This window comes from Roseovarius sp., assembly GCF_030373445.1.
GTDB lineage: Bacteria > Pseudomonadota > Alphaproteobacteria > Rhodobacterales > Rhodobacteraceae > Roseovarius.
The window spans coordinates 514,536-538,919 of record NZ_JAUCYU010000001.1; the positions used below are offsets into that span (position 1 = coordinate 514,536).

The 24,384-nt window shown below is 65.4% G+C and carries 22 protein-coding genes and 1 tRNA gene; 10 read left to right on the forward strand and 13 right to left on the reverse strand.

Annotated features, from left to right (window positions below; all coding sequences use genetic code 11):
* Nucleotides 1–123: 123 nt before the first annotated feature.
* From pnp to QUV18_RS02380, 3 genes are all read right to left on the reverse strand, one after another.
* Entirely contained in the window at nucleotides 124–2,259 is a 2,136-nt protein-coding gene (pnp, locus tag QUV18_RS02370) for a polyribonucleotide nucleotidyltransferase (RefSeq protein WP_300891720.1), read from the reverse strand.
* Between the two features lie 335 nt (nucleotides 2,260–2,594).
* On the reverse strand, nucleotides 2,595–3,365 hold the full coding sequence (locus QUV18_RS02375) for a hypothetical protein (protein WP_300891721.1): 771 nt from the start codon (nucleotides 3,363–3,365) through the stop codon (nucleotides 2,595–2,597).
* A 150-nt stretch (nucleotides 3,366–3,515) separates the two neighbouring features.
* Complete coding sequence (locus QUV18_RS02380; RefSeq protein ID WP_300891722.1) at nucleotides 3,516–4,595, reverse strand: Hint domain-containing protein; 1,080 nt, start codon at nucleotides 4,593–4,595, stop codon at nucleotides 3,516–3,518.
* A 256-nt stretch (nucleotides 4,596–4,851) separates the two neighbouring features.
* Between QUV18_RS02380 and QUV18_RS02385 the strand changes: the two genes are divergently transcribed.
* On the forward strand, nucleotides 4,852–6,486 hold the full coding sequence (locus QUV18_RS02385) for a tryptophan halogenase family protein (protein ID WP_300891724.1): 1,635 nt from the start codon (nucleotides 4,852–4,854) through the stop codon (nucleotides 6,484–6,486).
* Between the two features lie 69 nt (nucleotides 6,487–6,555).
* On the opposite strand, the gene QUV18_RS02390 is transcribed toward QUV18_RS02385, so the two are convergent.
* From QUV18_RS02390 to QUV18_RS02410, 5 genes are all read right to left on the reverse strand, one after another.
* Nucleotides 6,556–6,873 (reverse strand): HPF/RaiA family ribosome-associated protein, encoded by a 318-nt coding sequence (locus QUV18_RS02390; RefSeq protein ID WP_300891725.1) that lies wholly within the window; start codon nucleotides 6,871–6,873, stop codon nucleotides 6,556–6,558.
* Nucleotides 6,874–7,011: 138 nt separating this feature from the next.
* Nucleotides 7,012–7,281: a 30S ribosomal protein S15 gene (gene rpsO, locus QUV18_RS02395; protein ID WP_300891727.1), complete on the reverse strand. Its 270-nt coding sequence runs from the start codon at nucleotides 7,279–7,281 to the stop codon at nucleotides 7,012–7,014.
* Between the two features lie 156 nt (nucleotides 7,282–7,437).
* Nucleotides 7,438–8,493 carry a calcium-binding protein gene (locus QUV18_RS02400; protein WP_300891729.1) on the reverse strand — a complete coding sequence of 352 codons (1,056 nt, stop codon included), beginning with the start codon at nucleotides 8,491–8,493 and terminating at the stop codon, nucleotides 7,438–7,440.
* A gap of 84 nt (nucleotides 8,494–8,577) precedes the next feature.
* The gene (locus QUV18_RS02405; RefSeq protein WP_300891730.1) at nucleotides 8,578–9,534 is read right to left on the reverse strand and encodes an NAD(P)-dependent oxidoreductase; all 957 of its coding nucleotides are present in this window, start codon (nucleotides 9,532–9,534) and stop codon (nucleotides 8,578–8,580) included.
* A gap of 213 nt (nucleotides 9,535–9,747) precedes the next feature.
* On the reverse strand, nucleotides 9,748–10,773 hold the full coding sequence (locus QUV18_RS02410; protein WP_300891732.1) for a LacI family DNA-binding transcriptional regulator: 1,026 nt from the start codon (nucleotides 10,771–10,773) through the stop codon (nucleotides 9,748–9,750).
* A gap of 126 nt (nucleotides 10,774–10,899) precedes the next feature.
* Here QUV18_RS02410 and QUV18_RS02415 point away from each other — a divergent pair.
* A tRNA-Arg gene (locus QUV18_RS02415) sits at nucleotides 10,900–10,976 on the forward strand.
* Between the two features lie 45 nt (nucleotides 10,977–11,021).
* On the opposite strand, the gene QUV18_RS02420 is transcribed toward QUV18_RS02415, so the two are convergent.
* The 4 genes from QUV18_RS02420 to QUV18_RS02435 all read right to left on the reverse strand — a co-directional run bounded on the left by QUV18_RS02420 (nucleotide 11,022) and on the right by QUV18_RS02435 (nucleotide 14,503).
* Nucleotides 11,022–12,080 carry a phosphatase PAP2 family protein gene (locus QUV18_RS02420; protein ID WP_300891734.1) on the reverse strand — a complete coding sequence of 353 codons (1,059 nt, stop codon included), beginning with the start codon at nucleotides 12,078–12,080 and terminating at the stop codon, nucleotides 11,022–11,024.
* Nucleotides 12,081–12,197: 117 nt separating this feature from the next.
* Nucleotides 12,198–13,349, reverse strand: a complete 1,152-nt coding sequence (locus QUV18_RS02425) for an ABC transporter C-terminal domain-containing protein (protein WP_300891736.1) — start codon at nucleotides 13,347–13,349, stop codon at nucleotides 12,198–12,200.
* Between the two features lie 163 nt (nucleotides 13,350–13,512).
* The gene (locus QUV18_RS02430) at nucleotides 13,513–14,217 is read right to left on the reverse strand and encodes a hypothetical protein (RefSeq protein WP_300891738.1); all 705 of its coding nucleotides are present in this window, start codon (nucleotides 14,215–14,217) and stop codon (nucleotides 13,513–13,515) included.
* Between the two features lie 43 nt (nucleotides 14,218–14,260).
* Nucleotides 14,261–14,503 carry a hypothetical protein gene (locus QUV18_RS02435; RefSeq protein ID WP_300891739.1) on the reverse strand — a complete coding sequence of 81 codons (243 nt, stop codon included), beginning with the start codon at nucleotides 14,501–14,503 and terminating at the stop codon, nucleotides 14,261–14,263.
* Between the two features lie 199 nt (nucleotides 14,504–14,702).
* On the opposite strand from QUV18_RS02435, the gene QUV18_RS02440 reads away from it, so the two are divergent.
* The 8 genes from QUV18_RS02440 (at nucleotide 14,703) to QUV18_RS02475 (ending at nucleotide 22,656) form a co-directional block, all read left to right on the forward strand.
* On the forward strand, nucleotides 14,703–15,074 hold the full coding sequence (locus QUV18_RS02440) for a hypothetical protein (RefSeq protein ID WP_300891740.1): 372 nt from the start codon (nucleotides 14,703–14,705) through the stop codon (nucleotides 15,072–15,074).
* Nucleotides 15,075–15,221: 147 nt separating this feature from the next.
* Nucleotides 15,222–15,854: a ribonuclease HII gene (locus QUV18_RS02445; protein ID WP_300891741.1), complete on the forward strand. Its 633-nt coding sequence runs from the start codon at nucleotides 15,222–15,224 to the stop codon at nucleotides 15,852–15,854.
* Between the two features lie 90 nt (nucleotides 15,855–15,944).
* The gene (locus tag QUV18_RS02450; protein WP_300891742.1) at nucleotides 15,945–17,060 is read left to right on the forward strand and encodes a site-specific DNA-methyltransferase; all 1,116 of its coding nucleotides are present in this window, start codon (nucleotides 15,945–15,947) and stop codon (nucleotides 17,058–17,060) included.
* A gap of 212 nt (nucleotides 17,061–17,272) precedes the next feature.
* Nucleotides 17,273–18,538, forward strand: coding sequence for an MFS transporter (locus QUV18_RS02455; RefSeq protein ID WP_300891743.1), 1,266 nt, complete (start codon nucleotides 17,273–17,275; stop codon nucleotides 18,536–18,538).
* A 141-nt stretch (nucleotides 18,539–18,679) separates the two neighbouring features.
* Nucleotides 18,680–19,681 (forward strand): N-acetyltransferase DgcN, encoded by a 1,002-nt coding sequence (dgcN, locus tag QUV18_RS02460; protein ID WP_300891745.1) that lies wholly within the window; start codon nucleotides 18,680–18,682, stop codon nucleotides 19,679–19,681.
* An 84-nt stretch (nucleotides 19,682–19,765) separates the two neighbouring features.
* Nucleotides 19,766–20,731, forward strand: a complete 966-nt coding sequence (gene dgcA / locus QUV18_RS02465) for an N-acetyl-D-Glu racemase DgcA (RefSeq protein WP_300891747.1) — start codon at nucleotides 19,766–19,768, stop codon at nucleotides 20,729–20,731.
* 25 nt (nucleotides 20,732–20,756) lie between these two features.
* Complete coding sequence (locus tag QUV18_RS02470; protein WP_300891749.1) at nucleotides 20,757–21,722, forward strand: M23 family metallopeptidase; 966 nt, start codon at nucleotides 20,757–20,759, stop codon at nucleotides 21,720–21,722.
* 70 nt (nucleotides 21,723–21,792) lie between these two features.
* Nucleotides 21,793–22,656 (forward strand): D-amino-acid transaminase, encoded by an 864-nt coding sequence (locus QUV18_RS02475; protein ID WP_300891751.1) that lies wholly within the window; start codon nucleotides 21,793–21,795, stop codon nucleotides 22,654–22,656.
* 123 nt (nucleotides 22,657–22,779) lie between these two features.
* Here the strand turns inward: QUV18_RS02475 and QUV18_RS02480 are convergent, their stop codons facing one another.
* Nucleotides 22,780–24,297, reverse strand: coding sequence for a catalase (locus QUV18_RS02480; protein WP_300891753.1), 1,518 nt, complete (start codon nucleotides 24,295–24,297; stop codon nucleotides 22,780–22,782).
* Between the last annotated feature and the right edge of the window lie 87 nt (nucleotides 24,298–24,384).

The following is a 24,384-nucleotide window of genomic DNA, read 5'->3' on the forward strand; positions in this document are numbered from 1 at the left end:
ACCCCCGTCCCGGGCCTGACCCGGGACCTCTGGCGGGGAGGCCCCGGATCAAGTCCGGGGCGGAGACATAAAAGACCCCGGTGTTTCCACCGGGGCCCCTGTGTTTTGGAATGGCCGAGGGGATCAGTCCTCTGCCTTTTCCTCTTTCTTGGCTTCTTCGCCGGTCTCCTGGTCGACGACCTTCATCGACAGGCGCACCTTGCCGCGGTCGTCGAAGCCCAGCAGCTTGACCCAGACTTCCTGACCTTCCTTCAGCACATCCGAGGGATGGTTCAGGCGGCGGTTCTCGATCTGGCTGACATGGACCAGCCCGTCGCGCTTGCCGAAGAAGTTCACGAAGGCGCCGAAGTCGACGATCTTGACGACGGTGCCCTTGTAGATGTGTCCTTCTTCCGGCTCGGCCACGATCGAGTGGATCATGTCGTAGGCTTTCTGGATGGCTTCACCGTTCGGCGAGGCGATCTTGATCACGCCATCGTCGTTGATGTCGACCTTGGCGCCAGACACCTCGACGATCTCGCGGATGACCTTGCCGCCCGAGCCGATCACTTCGCGGATCTTGTCGGTGGGGATGTGCATCGTCTCGATACGCGGGGCGTGGATCGAGAAATCGCCCGCTTCCGACAGGGCCTTGCCCATCTCGCCGAGGATGTGCATCCGGCCTTCCTTGGCCTGCGCCAGGGCGTCCTTCATGATCTCGGGCGTGATGCCCGCGACCTTGATATCCATCTGCAGCGAGGTGATGCCGTTCTCGGTGCCGGCGACCTTGAAGTCCATGTCGCCGAGGTGATCCTCGTCGCCGAGGATGTCGGTCAGGATGCCGTAGGAGCCGTCTTCTTCCAGCACGAGGCCCATGGCCACACCGGCCACGGCGGCCTTGAGCGGCACGCCCGCATCCATCATCGACAGCGAGCCGCCGCAGACGGAGGCCATCGAGGAGGAGCCGTTCGATTCCGTGATCTCGGACACGACGCGGATGGTGTAGGGGAAGTCGGTCGCCGCCGGCAGCACCGCCTGAAGCGCGCGCCATGCCAGCTTGCCGTGACCGATTTCACGACGGCCCGGAGGGCCGACGCGCCCGGCTTCACCGACCGAGTAGGGCGGGAAGTTGTAGTGCAGCAGGAAGTTCGAGCGGAAGTTCCCGTGCAGGGCGTCGATGATCTGCTCGTCATCGCCGGTGCCCAGCGTGGTGACCACGAGACCCTGCGTTTCACCGCGGGTGAAGAGCGCCGAGCCGTGGGTGCGGGGCAGGATGCCGGTTTCGGAGACGATCGGGCGCACCTCGTCGAGGGCGCGGCCGTCGATCCGCTTGCCGGATTTGACCACGTCGCCGCGCAGAACGCCGGCTTCGAGCTTCTTCATGGCCGAGCCGAGGTTGGCGTCTTCGAGTTGTTCCTCGGTCAGCTTTTCCTTGATCGCCTCGCGCGCGGCCGCGACGGCGGTGGTGCGCTCCTGCTTGTCGGTGATGGCGAAGGCCGAGCGCATCTGGTCTTCACCGGCGGCTTTCACGGCCTCGTAAAGCTCCGTGTAATCAGGCGGCTGGAAGTCGAACGGCTCTTTCGCGGCGTCTTCGGCGAGGTCGATGATCAGGTCGATCACCGGCTGGATCTGCTCATGCGCGAAGGTCACGGCGCCCAGCATTTCCTCTTCGGTCAGCTCGTAGGCTTCCGACTCGACCATCATCACCGCGTCCTTGGTGCCGGCGACGACCAGGTCGAGGCGCTGGTCGGGCTTGTTGCGCAGGTCGTGCATGTCCTCGACATCGGGGTTGAGGATGTATTCGCCATCCTCGTAGCCCACGCGGCAGCCGGCGATCGGGCCCATGAAGGGGGCGCCGGAGATCGTCAGGGCGGCCGACGCGGCGATCATCGCCACCATGTCGGGGTCGTTGACGAGGTCGTGCGAGAGCACGGTGCACATGACCAGGACTTCGTTCTTGAAGCCCGGGACAAAGAGCGGCCGGATCGGCCGGTCGATCAGGCGGGCGGTGAGCGTTTCCTTTTCGGTCGGCCGCGCCTCGCGCTTGAAGAAGCCGCCGGGCACCTTGCCCGCGGCGTAGTATTTTTCCTGGTAATGAACGGTCAGGGGGAAGAAATCCTGCCCTTCTTTCGGTTGCTTGGCGAAGGTCACGTTGGCCATGACCGAGGTTTCCCCAAGGGTGGCGATGACCGAGCCATCTGCCTGACGGGCAACCTTGCCCGTTTCCAGTGTGAGCGTTTCCTCGCCCCACTGCATCGTCTTCTTCACTTCGTTGAACATCTGTCGTTTTCCTGGTTGGAGGCGCTCTTGGGCGTATCCCAAGTCCTCCGTTTCAATGGCGGCCCCATTGCCGCCGACCCCATCTCTTCTTCATGCGCCCGGGGCCAAGGGCATCACGTCTCAGATGGCGGCGCTATAGAGGAGTTTAAGGAGGAATGAAAGCTTAGATCACGGGGAGGGGGCGCGAATCGGGGTTAATGCCAGCAAACACTGGGGTTTGGCACGTCGGTATAACGTCGGTATCTTGTCGGTATCGCGTCGGTGCGGCGGTCGGCGCGGGCCGGGTTAAGGGGCCGGGCGTTGCGAGGGAGAGGCCGAAAGAGCGTCGGATCGCGTCAGTTGCCCTCGACCGCCCGGATCGGGTCGGAGAGATGCAACGCATGGACCGTGTCGCCGACAAGGAGCGAGGCCGTTTCCCTTTGAGTGGCGATCGGCGCCGGGCTGTCCGGGTCAAGCTCCTTGCCGTCCGCCGTCAGGACGACCGCATCGCCGGTTCCACGGGACAGGTCGAGTAGGAAAACCCCGTTATCATCCTCATAGCTTCCGAAGAATGCGACGTGATTGCCGCCTGCAAGGATCGCGCGGGCGCCTTTGACCGGGCTTTCGTCGAGGGTCTTTGTCACCATCTCACCTGAAATCCTGGCGAGGCAGAGATCGGGATACGGATGGGCCCATACGGCCCCGGTCCGGTCAAGATGCATGGCATAGAGATCGAGCACCCACAGGCCGGAGGAGGCGCCCAAATCGAACGTGATCCGGCCATCGGCCGAGAACCGCAGCAGCCCTGCCGTCGTGTTTTCGTCGAAGTAGCCAACCCAGATATTGTCGTCCCGGTCGATGATGACCTGGTGGATCGCATCGCCCGCGTGGAACGCGTGCAAAGGTTCGAGTGACGGAGAGAGGATTTGACAGTTGAGATCGTCCTTCCGGCAGCGCGGGTCCGCCAACAGCCATCGGCCGTCTGAAAATCGTTGAACGACCGGGAAACGGGCCGGAGACCCTTTCAAGGCAATGGCCTCATGCATCGTTCCCACGCGCTCGATCAACAGCGGTCCGGTTCCATCGGCCCAGGAAAGCAGCAACTCTCCTCGTGCGTCGTAGAACATCGTCTAGACGTGATGATCGGAAGTGCGTCTGACGATTGGGCCGGGCGTCAGCGCGAATGAAATCGGGGGCATCGGGTTCCGCTGTTCTGTCGTCGGTCGAAGAATGGACTTTCCCTGTTTAGGAAAGTCTGCCCCCGATGAACAGCGCGGCTATCCCTCGCCATCCGAAAGCTGGAGGTCGCCGGAGCGGAGGAGGAGGTCGGCCTCGAAGCGGCGAAGGGAGGGCAGGCAGGTTTGTTGCAGGGAGGCATCGTGGCCGGCCAGCTCGGGGAATATCTCGAGCAGTTCGGCGCGGGTGGCGCCGGCCATGCCGGTGAGGGCCACGTCGCCAGGGTGCAGGCTTTCGGTCAGCACGCCGTTGGACCAGACGACCTCGTGGCTGTCGAGAAGGAAGTGCCAGTACTCGACCCGGCGCGCGGCGGTCTCGTGGCGGACGGTGCGGCCGTTGATCATGAACTTGGCAGGCAGCAGGACGTCGGCGGAGTCGAACCAGAGCTGGGCCCACGGGCTGCGGTGCATCACCCGGTGATTGGGCGAGACAAGAAGGTCGCGCGACGGCAGGCCCGGACCGAACGCGCCGCGTAGGATACGCACCGGGGCGAGGTGGCGGTTTGCGTGGCCCAGCGGGATGACGCGACGGGCGATCCAGCGGATCGGCCGGGGCGGGCCGTCCGGCACGCAGACCAGCGCGCCCACAGCGAGCGTTTCGACCGGCACGTCGCCCGTGGGCGTGCGGATCAGCGTGCCGCGGGCAAAGCAGATGGCCGAGGCATCGGGGTTGGCCTGTTCGATCGTGTCGACATTCAGCTCGCCATCGCCCCCCGGCAGCACGTCTTCGCCCTGTTTGAAGGAGGCGGTGTTGCCCGGTTCGAACCCGGCGAGATCGACTGCGAATTGCGACCCGCCGAACATGCCGAAAATGATGTAATCGTCACCGGCGCCGGTGTTGTTGAAGGCGTCGGGCGTCGCGAAGGTGGGGGGAATGACCATAGGGCCCGGTACAAGGTTGCCGTTGCCGTCATCGACCGCCTCGTAAACGGCGAAGTACTGGCCGTTGGTGACGGTGTCGCCGTCGCCCTGGGTGCGGACGAGGAAATAGCGGCTGTCGGCGTCGCCGAGAGTCGTCACTTGGTGCAGCTTTATCGTTGTCAGGCCACCAGGATAGCTGGTGTTCCACGACCCGTAGACCGCAATCTGGTTGCCGGACAGCAGATACCTTTCGCCTGCCACCTTACTGCTCCTCGCCGCGCGCCTTGCGCGGAACAAAACATTATCTGCTTGTTTTTTATGGGTGATCTATACGGTCGCGCCACATCTGCCAAGCGATTGATGTGATGCGCGACCCGCATAACCGCTGATTCCGGCAATTTTCAGACCATTCGCTTAAAAATGGCGAAAATTTCCGCATCCCGGGGAGGCGGTCGTCCGGGTTGATTTGACGTTACGTCAAGGTAAGCTGTCCCGGTCGGGCCGCATGGGGGACAACATGGCAGAGCCGATCCGATCCGTGACCATCGTCGGCGGGGGCACCGCCGGGTGGCTGGCCGCGCTTATCCTGAATTCCGGCCTCTCGCGGAGCACGGCACCCGAGCACGCGCTTGACGTCACGCTGATCGAGTCGCCCGATATTCCCACGGTGGGCGTGGGCGAGGCGACGGTGCCGAACATGCCGCGCACGCTGATCGATTGCGGGATATCGGAGGCGCAGTTCTTTCGCGCGTGCAACAGCTCGTTCAAGCTGGGGGTGCTGTTCGACAACTGGAACGTCGACCGCGAGGGTCGGCCGATCTGTTACCTCAACCCGTTCGACGAACCGCCGGTGATCGACGGGATGGACCTTGCCGCCTACATGCTGCGCTTCGGCGCCGGGGAGCTGGAGTTTGCCGAGCTGTGCGGACCGAACCTCGACCTGATCCACGAGAAACGGGGGCCGAGGGGGTTTCGCGCGCCGGCCTTCGCGCAGGAGGCGAGCTTTGCCTATCACCTCGATGCCGGGAAGTTCGCGGCGCTGTTGCGGGACGTGTGCACCGAACGGGGCGTGACGCACATCCTCGACAACCTTCGGGAGGTCGAGCAGGACGAGCGCGGTTATGTCACCGCGTTGCAGCTTGAAAAGACGGGGCGGCGGGAGGTGGAGCTGGTGCTCGACTGTACCGGTTTTCGCGGGCTGATCATCAACGAGGTGCTGGGCACGGAATTCGTGAGCTATGCCGATTGCCTTGCCAATGACCGGGCGATGGCGGTGCAGATCCCGCACCAGGGCGAGGCGCTGGAGCCCGGCACGCGGTCGACCGCGCTAGGCGCCGGGTGGAGCTGGCGGGTGCCTTTGTATAACCGGGTTGGAACGGGGTACGTGTTTTCCAGCGCGCACCGGACCGACGAGGAGGCGCGCGACGAGTTCATGGCGCATCTGGGCCCGGCGGCGGAGGGGCTGGAGCCACGGGTGATCCCGATGCGGGTGGGGCGGAACCGCGAGGCCTGGGTGAAGAACGTGATCGCGGTGGGGCTGTCGGGCGGCTTCATCGAGCCGCTGGAGTCGACGGCGATTCACATGGTGGACATGTCGATCCGGCACCTGATGCGGCTGTTTCCCGATGCGAGTTACCCGGAGCCGGTGCGGAAACGGTACAACCAGCGGATGGAGCGTTTGTACGACGAGGTGCGGGATTTCATCTGTTTGCATTACGCGCTGGGGAACCGGGTGGACACGCCATACTGGATCGACGCGCGGGAGGAACTTTCTGTGCCGGACAGTTTGGCGGAGAACCTCAAGCTTTGGCGGCATACGCTGCCCAGCTATCACGACATGCCGACCGCGACGCTGTTTTCCTATCGGACCTACCAGGCCGTGCTGATGGGCAAGCGGGTCTACGAGGCGGGGTATGCGGCGCAGGACATCACGGCCGCCTTCGCGCTCAACGAGGAGAAATGGTGGGCCTTCGTGGCCGAGCAGCGGGGCCGGATCGCAACGTTCTGCGAGCGGGCGCCGGACCATCGGCAGGTGCTGCGGGATATCCGGGGCGAACTGTCTTCGCGCGACCGGCGGCGGCTGGAACGGGGGGAAGTTCCGGAGCCGGTGGCGGTGACCGGGATGCAGGTGTCAGAGCACAGCTTGTTGTAGGGGGCCGGCCGCGGTGGAGCGCATCGCCGGGTCGTGGGGCGGCGATGCGCGTCTCCGCGCGGGCTTCCTTTACCGGTGCGGATCGAGCTTTTCGAACTCGCTCGACAGGCGCGAGCGGAGTTTCTTGGCCGCGCCCTTGAGGGCCGCGGGGATGTCAGGGCCGTCATGGTGGGCGGCCATGGGGCCCATGCCGCGCGGGCGGGCCTCGATCGTGCAGCGGATGTGATCGGGACCGTGCTTGTCGGCGTTCTGATCCTTCAGGTGAACCTCGACCCGTGTGAGGCGGTCTTCCATGTGGCCGAGATCGGTCTGGACGGCATTTTCGGCCACCTCCGTCAGGCGGTCGTCGCCATGGATGAAATTGTCTGTGTTCACCTGGATTTGCATGGGATTGGTCCTCGCTTTGACTGTTATGGATGTATGGAGCGGGGAGCGGGGCTGCAAGATTGGCGCGGGGCGACCGGCAGCAAAACGCCCGCCTCTTTCGAGACGGGCGCTGCAAGGTCGAACCGTGGACGGCCGGGCTTAGCGGCGGATGCCGAGGCGCTTGATGAGGTCGAGGTAACGGCCCTCGTCCTTGCCCTTGAGGTAGTCCAGCAGCTTGCGGCGCTGGGCCACCAGTTTCAGCAGGCCGCGACGGCCGTGGTTGTCCTTGGTGTGAGTCTTGAAGTGCTCGGTCAGGGTCGCGATGCGGGAGGTCAGGATGGCCACCTGAACCTCGGGCGAGCCGGTGTCGCCTTCCTTGGTCGCGAAGTCCTTGAGAATCTTGTGCTTTTCTTCAACCGTGATCGACATCGGGGTCTCCTTTCGAAGTGAGGGGTTGAGGGCGCGAGCCGGGATGTCGTCCAGCAAGGTCCTTTGGAGATATGCCGGGAGGCCCGGCAGATGGGCGCGTATAGCGGGAGTCCGGGCAAAAGAAAAGCCCGAATTCCCGGTGGTGCGCGGCGCGGGCTACACCGTGCCCGGCGGTACGAGGGCGATATCGGCCGGCTCGAGCCCGGCGGCGCTGTGGACGAGGGCCACCTCGGTGCCGTTCAGGGTGACGCGGAAGAAGCCGGTATCGGCGGTGTCCTGCGTGACCTCGAGCTGGGCCTCGCCGCTGTCGGGGTCGTACTCGATCAGCAGGCTGTCCTCGCCGGGGGTGAAATCCATGATTTCGGCCGCGCCCTCGGCCCCGGCTTGGCCGCCGAGGAAGATGGTATCGGCCCCCTCGCCGCCGGTGACGATGTCGGTGGCACCGGCGGTGATAAGGTCGTCGCCGTCGCCGCCGTTGAGGTAATCGGTCTCGCCGTCATCGGTGCCGTCGGGGCCGAGGCCGTTCACCGTGTCGTCGCCCCAGCCGCCGAAGAGCGTGTCTTCCCCTGCCCCGCCGTCGAGCGTGTCAGCACCGTGGTAGCCGTGGAGGGCGTCGTCGCCGTCGCCGCCCTCGAGGGAGTCGTTGCCGGTGCCGCCGGTGAGGCCGTCTTCCCCGGCCCCGCCTTCCAGCGTGTCGGCGCCGTCATGGCCGTAGAGGTCGTCATCGCCCAGCCCGCCGAGGAGCAGATCGTCGCCGGCCTCGCCATGGAGCGTGTCGGCACCGGTGTCGCCGTGCAGCGTGTCCTCGCCATCGCCGCCTTCGAGCTGGTCGGCGTCACCTTCGCCGGTGATCAGGTCGTCACCCGCATAGCCGAGAAGGAAATCGCTGCCATCGGTGCCGGTGACGGTATCGCCCGCCTCGCCGCCGGTCGAGATCGTCCAGTCGTCGCCGGTGTCATCCCCGGTGGCATCCCCGGCGGCCTGATCGGTTGCCTCATTGGTGCCGTCGCAGCCGTCAGTCTCGGCCGGCGCCTCCGGCATGCCGCCGTTCAGGAACGTCGCGATGTCGATCGTCGCGCCGCTCTCCTGCGTTTCTTCGGCTTCGGGCGCGTCATTCGCCTCCGGCTCCAAATGGTCGATTTCGCTATCCAGCCCGACGAAAGCCGCCGCCCCCACGGCCAGCATGCCGAGCATACCCGCAAACAGTAACATGACACATAATCCCAAACACCCCCGCGGTGATATGCCCGGAAAGGGACGACCGGTCAAAGAAAACAGGGGCAAATGGTTAACGCGTCAGGGGGCCGGGCGGCCGCGGGGGATGACCTCGTAGCCCTGTTCCTCGGGTTCGTCATCGGTCATTTCCGGCGGGAAGCCGGGGGCGGTGATGTCGAGGCCGGTGGCCTCTTCCAGCCGCTTGATGATGTTGGGCGACAGCTCTCGCGGGCCGAAGCGGGAGATGCCGTCCTGGAAGATCTTTATCATCAGCGGGTTCATCTCCAGCGGCACGCCGGCGCGGTCGGCGACCGACTGGAAGAGGCCGATATCCTTGGCGACGAGGTCCATGGTGAAGGAGATGTCGCGGCTGCCGTTGAGGATCACCTGACTTTCGGTTTCATGCACGAAGGAGGTGCCGGAGCTGATGGCGATGGCCTCGTAAGCGGTGGCGAGGTCCATGCCGGCGGCCTTGGCGGTGACCAGCGCCTCGCAGCAGGTGAGGAGGTTGGCGGTGGCGAGGTAATTGGTGATGACCTTGAGGATCGAGGCGGAGCCCAGGTCGCCGGTGTGCAGGATGCGGCGGCCCATGGTTTTCAGCAGCGGCAGGATTCGGTCGAAGGTGACCCGGTCGCAGCCGGCGAAGATGGAGATGTTGCCGGTGTCGGCCCGGTGGCAGCCGCCGGAGACGGGGCAGTCGACGGCGGCGCCGCCGCGGTCGATGACCTGCTGGCCGAGGCGCTTGACCTCGGCTTCGTCCGTGGTCGACATCTCCATCCAGATCTTGCCGGGGGTGACCTCTGGCAGCATCTCCTCCATCACCGCGGCGGAGGCGGCGGGGGATGGCAGGCAGGTGATGACGGCGTCGCAGGTGCGCATCATCTCGGCGGGGCTGCCGCCGGGTTTCGCGCCACGGGACACGAAGCTGTCGACCATGGCGGTGTTGAGGTCATGGACGCTGAGATCGACGCCGTTGCGCAGGAGCGAGCCACTTAGCTTGCCGCCGACATTGCCGAGACCGATGAAGCCTACTTTCATTGGAGCATCTCCCTGTTTCGTGGCCCATTTCGACAGGGGAAATCCGTTTGTAAATCGGTTTATGCGGTGGGGGCGTTTTCTTCGAAGAAAACGGGCCGGAAAATTGGAATTTTCCGGCGCGGCGGGCGACCGGGGGCGAGGGCAGAATTTTCTGCGCAGAAAATTCCCCGGAAAATATGCATTTTCCGGGACCGGAATTCGCGCGAATTCCGGCTACCGGCGGCGGAGGGTGTCGCCGTAGCTGATCTTGGGTTCGAGAACCACGCGCTCGGGCCGGCCGGCGTCGCCCTCTTCCACGCGGCGGGCGATGATCGAGGCGGCCTTGAAGCCGATCTCGTGGCGGCAGGCATCCATGGAGGCCAGTTCCCGCGGCAGGCCTTTCAGGAGGTTCAGCCCGTTGAACCCGGCGAGGCCGAAATCGGCCGGGATCTTTACCCCCTGTTCGAGCAGGTAGAGCAACCCGCCCGCGCCGATCAGGTCGTTGGAATAATAGATGAAATCGAGGTCGGGGGAGCGGTCGAGCACCTCTTTGGTCATCTCGCGCCCCTTCACCAGCGCCGAGCCGCCGGAGTAGAACTCGCGATCCTCGATCTCGACACCGGCCTTGGCGAGCGCCTCGGTGAAACCCTCGAACCGCTTCCGCGCCCGGTGGTCCTGCGCCATCTTGGTGCCGAGGAAGGCGATGTGTTCATAGCCGTCCTTGAGGATCGCCTGCGCCATCTGCTGGCCGGCGCGGCGGTGCGAGATGCCGACGACCGAATCGACCGGGGTGCCGTCGACATCCATGATCTCGACCACGGGAATACCCGAGGCGCGCAGCATGGCGCGGGAGGCGTCGGAATGCTCCAGCCCCGCGATGATCACGCCCGAGGGTCGCCAGGAGAGCATCTCGTAGAGCACCTTCTCCTCTTTCTCGGGAGAGTAGCCGGTGACGCCCACGACGGGCTGCAGCCCGGTTTCCTCGAGCGCCTCGCTGATGCCGGTCATCACCTCGGGGAAGACCATGTTCGACAGCGACGGGATGATCACGGCGACGAGGTTGACCCGCTGCGAGGCGAGCGCGCCGGCGATCTTGTTGGGCACGTAGCCCAGCTCCTTGGCGGCCTCGAGCACCCGTTGCCGGGTGGCGTCGGAGACGTCGCCGCGGTTGCGGAGCACCCGGCTGACGGTCATTTCCGAGACGCCCGACGCCTCGGACACGTCGCGCAGGGTCAGGGGGCGGTTGTCATTGGCGCTCACGGGCTCGGGTCCTCAATGTGTTGTTTTCCGAATGTTACCGCGAACGGCATTCTTCAGGCAAGCGTCGCGAAAAGGTGGATTGAGGCGATGACAAGCGCGGATCATGGCGCTAAAGAGGGCCCGCGCGGCCCCGTGGCTCAACAGGATAGAGCAGCCCCCTCCTAAGGGGCAGGTTGCAGGTTCGAATCCTGCCGGGGTCGCCAGCGTTTCCACAGCCATTGCAGGCGGCGTGCTGTCGGGCGGGCCGGTCATTCCGCCGGGTTGACGGCGGCGTCCGTGCCGGGCGTTGCACGGCGGCGGGTGCGGAGCCCGGCGGAGACCGCGAACCAGAGCGCCACCACCAGCGCCGAGGAGGCCAGCCCGTCGACCGCGTAGTGCCAGCCGAGGTGAAACGAGCCGATCCAGATCACCACGGTATAAGCGGTGCCGAGCGCGCCGAGCCACGGGTTGATGCGGGCGAAGAGCAGCGCCCACATGGCGGCGAGGGCGACATGCATCGACGGCATGGCGGAGATCCCGAGGCCGAGGCCGACCTGGCCCGCCTCGTGCCCGGCGAGGAGCATCTGCTGATAAGTTTGCGAGTCGAGGCCCCCGGCGGCCGCCGAGAGGGTGGCGAGGCGTGCGGCGAGGTCGTCGTAGAGCCCGCCGGCGCCGAAGAGCGCACCCTCGTAGACCGGGCCGGCGGAGGCGAAGGCCAGGGCCAGGACGCAGCCGATCAGCCCCCAGCTTGCCAGGTAGGTGGCGATGTAGCAGGCCCGCGCGTGGGCGCCGATCACCAGAAGGCTGCAGAACACGTAGGCCAGGATCATCGGGTAGAACCAGGCGTGGTAGATGCGGTCGATCAGCCAGGTGGCGGTGGGCGAGCCGAAAAGATCGTGCGACAGGCGCCAGGGATCGGTGCCGAGGAAGAGCTGGCGGTCGAGCGCGGCGAACGCCGCATCCCAGCCGGTGTCGAACCCGTGAAGCGGCAGGGCCACGGTCTTGTGAACGGTGAAGCTGGCCATGGTGACGACGAAGGCCAGCGCGGGGATGACGACATGGGCAAAGCGGCTTTCGGCCCGGTGATGCGCCACCCAGTCGCGGAGGAAGGCGAAGCGGCCGCGCGGGTCGGGCGGGCCGCTGGCCTGACGCAGAAGGGCGAGACAGACCAGGATCAGCCCGCCCGCGCCCCACATGGCGAGTGCCATCTGGACGTAGTCGAGCATGGGCCCGGCGAAATGGCCCAGCGTCACGCCGGCGCTCGACCATGTCCAGCCGAAGACCGCCAGGGCGATCAGAATGTAGAGATTGTTGGCGACCCGTTCCATTCGACCCTCGTCTCCCGTCCGGCCCGGTGTCGGCGATGGCCGGCACGATTTTAGGGCCGGAATGCGTCAAGAGGGTGGAAATCGGCCCGGTCGGGCGGACGGGGCCGATTCTCGGGATCAGTCGGCCTCGAGCGCCTCGAGCCGGGCGGTGAGCCGCGCGATCACCTGTTCCTGTGCGTCGATCCGGGCCGTTTCGTCTTCGAGCCGTTCGATCTTGCCGTGAAGGGTTTCGATATAGATATGGGCGTGTTCCAGTTCGTTCAGGATCGCGCCCATCTTCTCGGGGAGGTTCACCGGCGCGCCGGGCACAGTGGGGCCGATGGCGGGGAGGTGCCCCTTGTCCCACATCAGGGCGGCGTGTTCGGTGACCGAAAGGCGCTCGAAGGAGGGATCGAACACCGCGTCGCAGCCGCTGTCGCAGGCGGGCCCGCCAGTGGTGAGCGTGCCGTCGAGGGTCATGTCGCCATCGGCGTTCAGGCGCATCTCGGGGCCGTCGCCGTCGACGATGTTGTAACGGAACTCGCCGGTGCCGAGCGGGCCTTGGGTAAAGACGACGTCGACGGACCGGTTGATGGCGGCCTCGGTTGCGGTGAGGCGGAAGAAGCTGAAGCTTTCATCGTCGCTGACCTCGAGCGGGGCGTCGGGGGAGCGGGTTCCAAGCCCGGTATACCCGTTCGAGGCGATGTATAACGCGCCGTTCGGTGCGGCTGTCCGGATCTCGAAGGGGATGTTCATCGCCTGGGGGTCATAGACGTAGAAGCCGACCGAGTTGCCGTTCAGATCCCACGCATAGGGGGACATGTCGGTGTCCTCGAGCCGGATGCCGGCGGTGGAACCGCCGGAAATATGCAGGTTCTGCTGAGGCAAAGAGGTGCCAAGCCCGACCTGCCCGAGGTTGTCGAGGTAGATGGCGTTGTCGGGCGCATAGGGGGACAGGTACAGGAGATGTGCCGCGGTCTGGGGATTCCGGATCGCAAGGAAATCATCTGCCGACGCAAAGCTGCTTCCGGTTACGATTTCCCAGTCGACCGTGGGGAATCCGGCGGTCGAGGTATCTTCGAAATAGATGCCGGGCTGCGTCTGCTTGATGACAATCCCGTATTGGGGAGCGGGGTCTTCCGTGTCGGTACAGTCGGTGCCGACACAAAGCTGGCCGTCGATGCTGTGGTCGCCGGAGAGAAGGGTCTGGGCCTGCGGGGCGGTCGCGGCGAGCAGCAGCATGGTTGCGGCGGTGAGGGACAGGGATATGCAGGAAAGCGGTCGGGGCATGGCGGACTCCTTTGTTTACAATGTTGTTTGTTTACAATGTCGTTTGGCACGGGTCGGCGCGGGCGGCGCCGTTATGCGAAAGGGCTATCTTTTTAATTCAACAGGAAATGATCGTGCCCCCGCGTGTCAATGCCACCGGGAGGGGATATCGCGCAGGCAGTCGTCAGATCACCCGGATCACGTCCTTGTCGATGGCCAGCATGTAGCCGCGGCGGGCGATGTTCTTGACCAGCAGCTCCGAGATCATCTGGTTGCCCAGCGTGTCGCGCAGGCGCTTGATCCGGGTGGCGCCGGCGGCTTCCTCGCAGTCCTCCTTGGAGCGGCCGGAGATGACCGACTCGATCTCGGCCCCGGTCAGCACGTCGTCGTCCATCCTTGCCTCGGCCAGCACGGCGAGGGTTTCCATCGCCGCTTCGGTCAGCTTGAAGCCCATGTTGTTGAGGTAGACGGTGTTCTCGTCCCGGCTGATGAGGAGCGAGCTGACCTGGATGCCCGAGCGCTCGATCTGGGCCATGCGGCGGTTGAGCGCCACCAGCATGACGAGGAAGACGAGCGCCGCGATCAGCAGCGCCGTGGCGAAGACCAGCAGCACGAAGATGACAATGCGGTAACTGGTCAGCGTTTCGGAAAAGGCGGTGCCAGACAGGGCAAGGATTTCCAGCAGCTTGATCTCGGCCTCGGCCGTCAGCGCGTCGTTCTCGACGAAGATGCGCTCGACGCGGGCGTTGAAGGCATTGCCGTCGGGAAGGGTCAGGAACAGGAAGACGGCGGTCAGCGTCAGGATCAGCACGATGGCGATCACCCCGCCGAGGACCACACGGCTGCCAGAGCGGCGGGCGTCCGCGGCCAATCCTGTATCGTCTGTCACCACCGGCGCCCCTCCCTCGTCACCTCACGTCTACCCTTTACCGTCACTGCTGACGCACCGACAGAATCTTCAGAAGGGTCAGCCCCTTGCCGGCAAGGATTGGCCGAAGCTGGGCCTGGGCGGTTGCGGCATTGCATGGGCCGGGCACGACGGCTACCTCGTAGAAGAGTTCGAGCGGGTTATCGCGCTTCGCCTTGTACTCGACGGTGCAGGCGGCCTGGGCCGATGCGGCGGCAGACAGCGCGAGACCTGCGGCGAGCAGGATTATGGTGAATGTTCGTTTCATGGCGCCAACATGCGCCGAAGCTTGCGGCTATTCAATAACCGCCTGCGCGAGATGGGCTTTTCGGGCCCTGTTATCTGATAACAGCGTGGCGATATTGCCTGTCAGAGGGGCGTTGGCGCAGTCTTTCGGTATGACCGGTGTCACAGGATCCGCCCGATTGCCGGACATTATGGTAACCCCTGCCTGAAAGGAGGCCCCGATGCCCTTCAAACGCTTCATCACCTCGATCATGGCCGCCGCCATGGCGCTGACGGTGCTGTCATCCGCGCCGGCGCGCGCGGATAACGACACCGCCAAGATCATCGCCGGCGCCGCCGCGCTGGCGATCATCGGCATGGCGATCTCGGAGGCCAATGACAACGACAACTATTACGTCTCGCGTCACGGCTATAATCCGTACCGCGCCCAGCAATATCGGCAGCACAACCGCTGGGTCCAGCAGCAGCGCCTGCGCCAGCACAATCGCTGGGTCCAGCAGCAGCGGTACCAGCAGCACCAGTACCGCAAGCATCACCGGCACCATGGCCATACCCATCATGGCCACCGGCATAACGGTCATCGCAACTGGTGATTACGGTAACCAGTACTCACGTTGTCCCGTGAGCAGGTGGGAGGGGAGGGCTTCGGCCCTCCTCTTTCTTTCCGGGCCGCCAGCCTGGCCTGGACGCGCGAGACAGGCGGCCTTTGCATTTTTTGCGCCAACATGCTTTCTGCCGGTATGGACGGACCCGATTACACCATGGAGCTCGAGTTGCTGGGCCAGGGCGCGCTGCGCGTGGCCGGGGTCGACGAGGTGGGGCGCGGGCCGCTGGCGGGGCCGGTGACCGCCTGTGCCGTGGTGCTGGAGCGGGATTGCATTCCAGAGGGGCTCGACGATTCCAAGAAGCTGACCGCGCAACGGCGGGCCGAGCTGCACGACCAGATCATGGCCTGTGCCGAGGTGTCGGTGGCCCATGCCAGCGTCGAGGAGATCGACGAGATCAACATCCTGCGCGCCGCGCACCTGGCGATGGAGCGGGCGCTGGCGGGGCTGAGCAGGCCGGCCTGCATGGCGCTGATCGACGGCAACATGATTCCCCGAAACTGCGCCGGGCCGGCACGGGCAGTGATCAAGGGCGACAGCCTGTCTGCGTCGATCGCTGCCGCGTCGATTGTGGCGAAAATCAGGCGCGATCGCATCATGTGGGATTTGGCGCAACAGTTTCCGGGATACGGCTGGGAGACCAACGCGGGCTATGGCTCGAAAAGCCACATGGCCGCGCTTCAAAATCTCGGTGTGACCCCACACCATAGGCGTTCGTTCAAACCGGTACACAATATCTTGTATCAAGTTAAATCATTAACCTCCTGATTCAAAAAAGAAATTGACGGCGAATCGGGTTTGACTCATCTTCGGAGCCAACAAGTCAGAGCGCAGAAAGCGCCGGGACAGAGGCAGAATATGACGAAGATGACCAAGGTTGCGAGCGCGCCCGCGCTTCCGCTCAACACGATCCTTGCCGGCGATTGCATCGAGGTGATGAATGGCCTGCCGGAGGCCAGCGTCGACCTGATCTTTGCCGATCCCCCTTACAACCTGCAATTGCGGGGCGACCTGCATCGGCCGGACAACAGCCAGGTGGATGCGGTCGACGATGCATGGGACCAGTTCGCCAGCTTCGAGGTCTATGACAGGTTCACCCGCGAGTGGCTCGCCGCCGCGCGGCGGCTCTTGAAGCCCACCGGGGCGATCTGGGTGATCGGGTCGTATCACAACATCTTCCGGGTCGGCGCGGCGCTTCAGGATTCGGGCTTCTGGATCCTCAACGACGTGATCTGGCGCAAGGCCAACCCGATGCCGAATTTCCGCGGCAAGCGGTTCACCAATGCCCACGAGACGATGATCTGGGCCTCGAAGGAAGAGGGCGGGAAATACACCTTCAACTACGAGGCACTGAAGTCGCTCAACGACGGCATCCAGATGCGGTCGGACTGGGTTCTTCCGCTGTGCACGGGCCATGAGCGGCTGAAGGACGACAATGGCGACAAGGCCCACCCGACGCAAAAGCCCGAGGGGCTGTTGCACCGGGTGCTGGTGGGGGCGACGAACCCTGGCGATGTCGTGCTCGACCCGTTCTTCGGCACCGGCACGACCGGCGCCGTGGCCAAGATGCTGGGGCGCGACTACATCGGCATCGAGCGCGAGGAGAGCTATCGCAAGGTCGCCGAGAAGCGGCTGGCGAATATCCGGCGCTACGACCGTGCGGCTCTGGAGGTGACGGCCTCGAAACGCGCCGCGCCGCGCATTCCGTTCGGGCAGCTTATCGAGCGGGGCATGCTGCGCCCGGGCGAGGAACTGTACTCGATGAACAACCGCCACAAGGCCAAGGTGCGCGCGGACGGCACGCTTGTGGGCGACGACGTGAAAGGCTCGATTCACCAGGTGGGGGCCGCTCTGGAAGGCGCGCCAAGCTGCAACGGCTGGACCTACTGGTGCATCAAGCGTGACGGGAAGAAGGTGCCGATCGACATCTTCCGCCAGCAGATCAGGGCGGAGATGGGCGACCGGCCCAACTAGAGACCCCACCGAAATCAGAAGAACACCGCCGGTGCCTGTGGCCTGACATTGCAGGCACTCAACTGTGCCCCCGCCTTTGCTGGCGGGGGCTTTTTTCGGCGGTGCGATACCGCGGCGGGCAAGGGGCGCTTTCCGGCCCGGTGTTCCCCCAGCGACGCCACATGTCGGAAACGCGGGCGCAGGCCCGTGGCGCACCGTGACAAAGCGGGGGCATGAGACGCGCCCTGATCGACAACTGGGCCCTGTTCCTGGGCATGCTGTTCCTGATGGTGGGGAACGGGATGCTGGTGACGTTGCTGACCATCAGGGGCAGCCTGCTGGGGTTCACCGAACTCGAGATCTCGCTGATGCAGGCGTGCTATCCGCTGGGGGCGCTGGCGGGGACGATCCTGACGCCGCGGCTGATCGAGAAGGTGGGGCACATCCGGGTGTTCTCGGCGCTGGCCTCGATGGTGTCGGTGGCGGCGATCGCGCACCTGCTTACCAGTGATCCGGTGAGCTGGGGGCTGATGCGGCTTCTGGCGGGGGCGTGTTTTCCGGGGCTCTACGTGATCACCGAAAGCTGGCTGAACGCCAAGGCGGAGAACCGTATCCGGGCACAGGTGCTGTCGGTCTATTTCATCATCCAGTCGGCGGGCCCGGCGCTGGGCACCGCGATGGTCGCCCTGCCCGACCCGCGCGGCAACCTGCTCTTCGGCCTCTGTTCGATCCTCTTGTCGGTGGCGATCGTGCCGCTTCTGCTGTCGAACAACCGGGCGCCGGAATACACCGCCCCCGACCGGATGCCGGTCAGGCGGCTCTACAAGGTCTCGCCGATGGCGGTGCTGGGCATCGTCATCATGGGCGCGGGCGTGGTGGCGTGGTTCATCTCGCTGCCGCTCTACGCGCTCCAGAACGGGTTTTCCGAGGCGCAGGCCTCCTTCGCGCTGGTGGTGGCGATGGTGGCGGCGGCTGTGTCGCAATACCCGCTGGGCTGGATCTCGGACCAGACCGACCGGCGCTACGTTGTGATCGGCATGGCGGCCGTGTCGGTGGTGGCGGCGCTGTGGATGGCGCTGGACACCCGGCCGATGTCGATCCTGGTGGGTTTCGCGGTGATCGGGGCGGTGACCCTGCCGGTCTATTCCATCCTTGCCGCCCATGCCAACGATCAGCTCAGCCCCGGGCAGGTGGTGCCCGCCGCCGGGACGATGGCGTTCCTGCTGCAATTCGGGCAGGTGTTCGGGATGCTGATCGGGCCGAACACGCTGAAGCTGTTCGATGGGCGCGGGCTGCCCTTGATGCTGGCGGTGGTGGGCGTGGCCACGGTGCTGCTGGCGGTGACGCGGCGGGTGCGCTCCGACGCGCCCGAGGAGACCGGCGAGGTCAGGCCGACGGGCGTCATCGGCATTGCCCAGCCCGGCCTGTTGCAGGCCGAGGTCTATGCCGAGGAGGATGCGGCGCCGCAGCCGGAAAGCGATGAATCTTCGCACAGTTAGCCGATAGTTCGAACAATCTTGCGCTGATTCCCGGCTACGCTGCCGAATCAAAGAGGACATCGCGGCGGTCTCATAGGAAACTGCCGCAAAACTGATTCCCGCCGGGGCGCTGCCTGCCGCCGGCCGACAAGGAGATGCGCGATGATCGAGACCCCCTACCTGCTCTTCCTGGGCGATGCGCCCGACATGCTGGCCGCGAAGGTGGCGATCGGCATCCGCGACTGGCGCCCTGAGCACGCGGTTGGTCAGTTCCGGCTTGAGGGCTGCGGCGCCAACCTCGGCCTGACCGACATGACGCTGGCCGAGGCGAAGGACGCCGGCGCCAAGACGCTGGTGATCGGCGTGGCGAACCGCGGCGGGGTGATCTCGCAGGAGTGGAAGAAGGTGCTGGTCACCGCGCTCGAGGAAGGGTTCGACCTGGCCTCGGGGCTGCACAACCTGCTGCGTGACGAGCCCGACCTGGTGGCCGTGGCCGAGGCGACGGGGCGCAAGCTGCACGACGTGCGGGTGCCTTCGGTCAAGTACCCCATCGCCGACGGCAAGAAGCGCAGCGGCAAGCGTTGCCTCGCCGTGGGCACCGACTGTTCGGTGGGCAAGATGTACACGGCGATGGCGATGGAGCGCGACATGCAGGAGCGCGGCATGAAGGCCACGTTCCGCGCCACCGGGCAGACCGGTATCCTGATCACCGGCGACGGCGTGCCGCTCGATGCCGTGATCGCCGATTTCATGGCCGGTTCGGTCGAGTACCTGACACCGGACAATGACGACGACCACTGGGACCTGATCGAGGGCCAGGGCTCGCTGTTCCATGTCAGCTATTCCGGCGTGACCATGGCGCTTGTGCATGGCGGCCAGCCCGACGCGCTGATCCTGTGCCACGAGCCGACGCGGGCGCATATGCGCGGCCTGCCCGACTACCAGTTGCCGAGCCTGCAGCAGCTTCGCGATACCGCCCTGCCGCTGGCTCGGGTCGCCAATGCCGCCTGCCAGGTGGTGGGCGTGTCGGTGAACACCCAGCACATGGGCGAGGACGAGGCGAAGGCCTATCTCGCCAAGGTCGAGGAAGAGATGGGCCTTCCGGCGACCGACCCCTACCGTTTCGGGTCGGGCAAGCTGGTCGACGCGCTGGCGGCGATCTGAAACACATGCCACGCGCCCCGGGCCTGACCCGGGGCCTCTGGCCAGAAACGGGGAGGTCCCGGATCAAGTCCGGGACGGGATGACATGGAACTGACGGTAACGCGCGACGTATTCAAGCTGGCGCAGGTCTTCACCATCAGCCGTGGCTCGCGGACCGAGGCGCAGGTGCTGACGGTGCGGATCAGCCAGGACGGCGTGACGGGCTGGGGCGAATGCGTGCCCTACGCGCGCTACGACGAGACGCTCGACAGCGTGACGGCCGAGATCGAGGGGCTTCCGGCGGAGTTCGACCGCGAGGCGCTTTATGACCTGCTTTCGGCGGGGGCGGCGAGGAACGCGGTGGATTGCGCGCTTTGGGACCTCGAGGCGAAACAGGCCGGCGTACGGGCGTGGGAGTTGGCCGGGCTCGGCGCGCCGGGGCCGGAGGTGACGGCCTATACCCTGTCGCTCGACGAGCCCGAGAAGATGCGGGCGCAGGCCGCGAAACACGCGCACCGCCCGCTTCTGAAGATCAAGCTGGGCACCCCCGACGACATGGCGCGGCTGGAAGCCGTGCGCGCCGGTGCGCCCAAGTCGAAGATCATCGTCGACGCCAACGAGGGGTGGAGCGCCGAGGTCTATGCCGACCTCGCCCCGCACCTGGTGCGGCTGGGCGTGGCGCTGGTGGAACAACCGGTGCCGGCGTCGGAGGATGACGCCCTGCTGGGAATGGAGCGGCCCGTGCCGGTCTGTGCGGACGAGAGCTGTCACGACCGGGGAAGCCTGCCGGGGCTGAAGGGCAAGTATGACGTGGTCAACATCAAGCTGGACAAGACCGGCGGCCTGACCGAGGCGCTGGCACTGCGGCAGGCGGCGCGGGAAGTGGGCTATGACATCATGGTCGGCTGCATGATCGGATCGAGCCTTGCCATGGCGCCCGCCGTGCTGGTGGCGCAGGGGGCGGTGGTGACTGATCTCGACGGCCCGCTTCTGCTGGCGGAAGACCGGGAGGAACCGCTGACTTTCGACGAGGCGGGCGTGCATCCGCCGTCGGCGGCGCTCTGGGGCTGAGGCGGATACGGGGGCGCGCAGAGTTATGTCGGTTCTGCCTGCCATCCTTTTGCAGATCGTGGCGCCGCTGGCATTGATCCTTTGGCTTGTGCTGTGGCCGCCGAACAGCGTGGCGGGCTGGCTGGCGCGGTTGGTGGGCGTCGGTGCGGCCGTCTGGGCAATCGCGCGGATCGCGCAATGGGCAGTGACGGGCTGGTGGATGCCGCTGGTGCTGGGGGCGCTGTTCGTCGTAGCCGCGTTGGTGAGCCTTTGGCGCGGAGCGCTGAAGGGGCGGCCGGTGTGGCCCAGGGGAATTGCCGGGCGTGCCGGGTTGGGCGTTTCGCTTGTTCTGGTGGTGACGGGCGGCTGGGTTGCGGCGCAGCTGATGAACGCGCGGCAGGTGCCTGAGGGTTTGGAGGCCGCCGGGATTTCCAGCCCGTTCGGGCCGGGGCGCTACCTTGTGGCGCATGGCGGCCATGCCCCCCTGTTCAACGCCCATATGCGGACGCTCGACAAGAGCGTTCCGCGATATCGCGACTGGCGCGGGCAGTCCTACGCGGTGGATGTCTTCGGAATTGGCCCCGGCGGGCGGCGGGCCGATGGGCTTCGGCCGGAAGACCCGGCGCGTTATGCGATCTTCGGGGCGGCGCTGCGGGCGCCCTGCACCGGCGAGGTTCTGGCGGTCGAGAACGACAGGCCCGACCTGCCGGTGCCGGAGATGGACAGCGACAACAAGCTGGGCAATTACGTGATGCTGGCCTGTGACGGGGCGGTGATCGTGATGGCGCATTTGCGGCAGGGCAGCCTGCGCGTCGCGCCCGGCGACAGAATCGAATCCGGGGCGGCGCTGGCGGAGGTTGGCAACTCGGGCCAGACGATGGAGCCGCACCTCCATATTCACGCCCAGCGACCGGCAGCGCCCGGTTCGGCACCGATTTCCGGCGCGCCGTTGCCGCTACTGATCGGCGGCGCGGTGCGGATACGCGGAGACATGATAAAGGGCGGCGCATGACCGGTGGCGAGAGGCTTGACCCGGGATGCGGATCGTCGGAAGAGGCTATAAAACGAAAGGACCAGACCCCATGACCAGAACCGTTTACGTGAACGGAGAGTACCTGCCCGAAACCGAGGCCAAGGTGTCGGTCTTCGACCGGGCCTTCCTGATGGCCGACGGGGTCTACGAGGTGACCAGCGTGCTGGGCGGCAAGCTGATCGATTTCGACGGGCACCTGAAGCGGCTGGAGCGATCGCTCAACGAGCTGGACATGCGGAAGCCCGAGGCGTTCGACGACCTGCTCGAGATCCACCGCGAGCTGGTGCGGGTGAACGGAATCGAGGACGGGCTGGTTTACCTCCAGGTGACGCGGGGCGCCGCCGCCGACCGCGATTTCGCCTTTCCCGACCCCGACGAGGTGAAGCCGACGCTGGTGCTGTTCACGCAGGCCAAGCCGGGGCTGGCCGACAGCCCGGCAGCGAAGAAAGGCATGAAGGTCATCAGCATCGAGGACATCCGCTGGGGCCGGCGCGACATCAAGACGACGCAGCTTCTGTACCCTTCCATGGGCAAGATGATGGCCAAGAAGGCCGGTTGCGACGATGCCTGGATGATCGAGGACGGCAAGGTGACCGAGGGCACCAGCAACAACGCCTATATCGTGAAGGGCAACAAGATCATCACCCGCGAGCTGTCGAACGACATCCTGCACGGGATCACCCGCGCCGCCGTGCTGCGCTTCGCCCGCGAAGCGCAGATGGAGGTCGAGGAACGGTCGTTCACCATCGACGAGGCGAAGGCGGCCGACGAGGCGTTCATCACCTCGGCCAGCACCTTCGTCATGCCGGTTGTGGAGATCGACGGGACGAGCCTTGGGGACGGGACGCCGGGGCACGTGTCGAAGCGGCTGCGGGAGATTTACCTCGAGGAGAGCCTGAAGGCGGCGATCTGAGAGGACTGTCTTCCGACTGGCGGTAGTCCGTTTTCTGCGCAGAAAACGGGCCCGGAAAATGCGAATTTTCCGGGCCGGAATTTGCGCAAATTCCGGGCGCGCCACGCCCCCGACAGCGAAGACCTAGCCGCCGATGCTTTTCGCCGAGGCCATGCCCGGCGCGTCGGACGTGCCGCCGAGCTGATCGCGCACGCCTTTCTCGATCCGGTCGCCGACATCCTTGTCGATGTTGCGCCAGTATTCGAAGGCGCGTTGCAGCACCTTCTCGCTGACCCCGTCGCAGAGATGGCCCACGACGTTGCCGACCAGCCGTTCGCGCATGCCGTCATCCATCACCTCGCGGACGAGGATGCCCGCCTGGGTCCAGTCGTCATCGTCCTTGCGCAGGGTATAGGCCTGCCGGACCATGTCGCCATCGGCATACCACGTTCCCGCCTCGGCACTTGGCTGGGGGTCTGCCGCCGGGCCGCCATAGGAGTTGGGCGCATAGACCGGGTCGACCGCGTGCTTGGTGCGCATTTCGCCATCCTTGGAATAGGCGTGCGTCTCGGTCTTGGGTGCGTTCACCGGGATCTGCTTGTAGTTCACGCCAAGACGGGCCCGGTGGGCGTCGGCATAGGAAAACCCGCGTGCCAGCAGCATCTTGTCGGGCGAAAGCCCCACGCCCGGCACCATGTTGTTGGGCTCGAAGGCGACCTGTTCGATCTGGGTATGGAAATCGACCGGGTTGCGGTCGAGCGTCAGCTTGCCGACCTCCATCAGAGGATAGTCGTCATGCGGCCAAACCTTGGTGAGGTCGAAGGGGTTGATGCGATAGGTCTTGGCGTCCTCGTAGGGCATGATCTGCCATTTCAGCGTCCAGGAGGGCGGGTTGCCCTCGGCGATGGCGTTGAAGAGATCGCGGCGGTGGTAATCGCTGTCGGCACCAGCCAGCTCGTCGGCTTCCTCCTGGCTCAGGTAGGCGTTGCCATCGCCCAGGTCGGTGTGGAAGTGGAACTTGACCCAGAACTTCTCGCCTTCCGCATTGACCAGCGAATAGGTGTGCGAGGAATAGCCGTTCATCTCGCGCCAGGTCCGGGGAATGCCGCGATCGCCCATCAGGTAGGCGACCTGGTGGGCGCTTTCGGGCGAGAGCGTCCAGAAATCCCACTGCATGTCATGGTCGCGCAGGGCGTTGTCGGCGCGGCGTTTCTGGCTGCGGATGAAGTGTTGAAACTTCATCGGGTCGCGGACGAAGAAGATGGGCGTGTTGTTTCCGACCATGTCGAAATTGCCCTCTTCGGTGTACATCTTGACGGAAAAGCCGCGCGGGTCGCGCCAGGTGTCGGGGCTGCCGCGTTCGCCCGCCACGGTCGAGAAGCGGGCAACCACCTCGCATTTGGCGCCGGGCTGGAAGATGGCGGCCTTGGTGTATTTCGACACGTCCTGCGTCGTTTCGAACGTGCCGAAGGCGCCCGAGCCCTTGGCGTGGGGCTGGCGTTCCGGGATGCGCTCCCGGTTGAAGTTGGCCATCTGCTCAATGAGGTAGTGATCGTTCAGCACGATCGGGCCGTCGGGGCCCACGGTGAGCGAATGCTCGTCGCTCTGAACCTTGATACCTGCGTCCGTGGTTGTCGGGGGTGTCTTGTTGTCGTCGGTCATCCTCAGCCTCTCTCGTGTGTCACGAGACCAACGGATGCCGGGCAGGTCAGGTTCCTGCGGGGCCGCCTGCCCTCGCGTGAAGCGGCC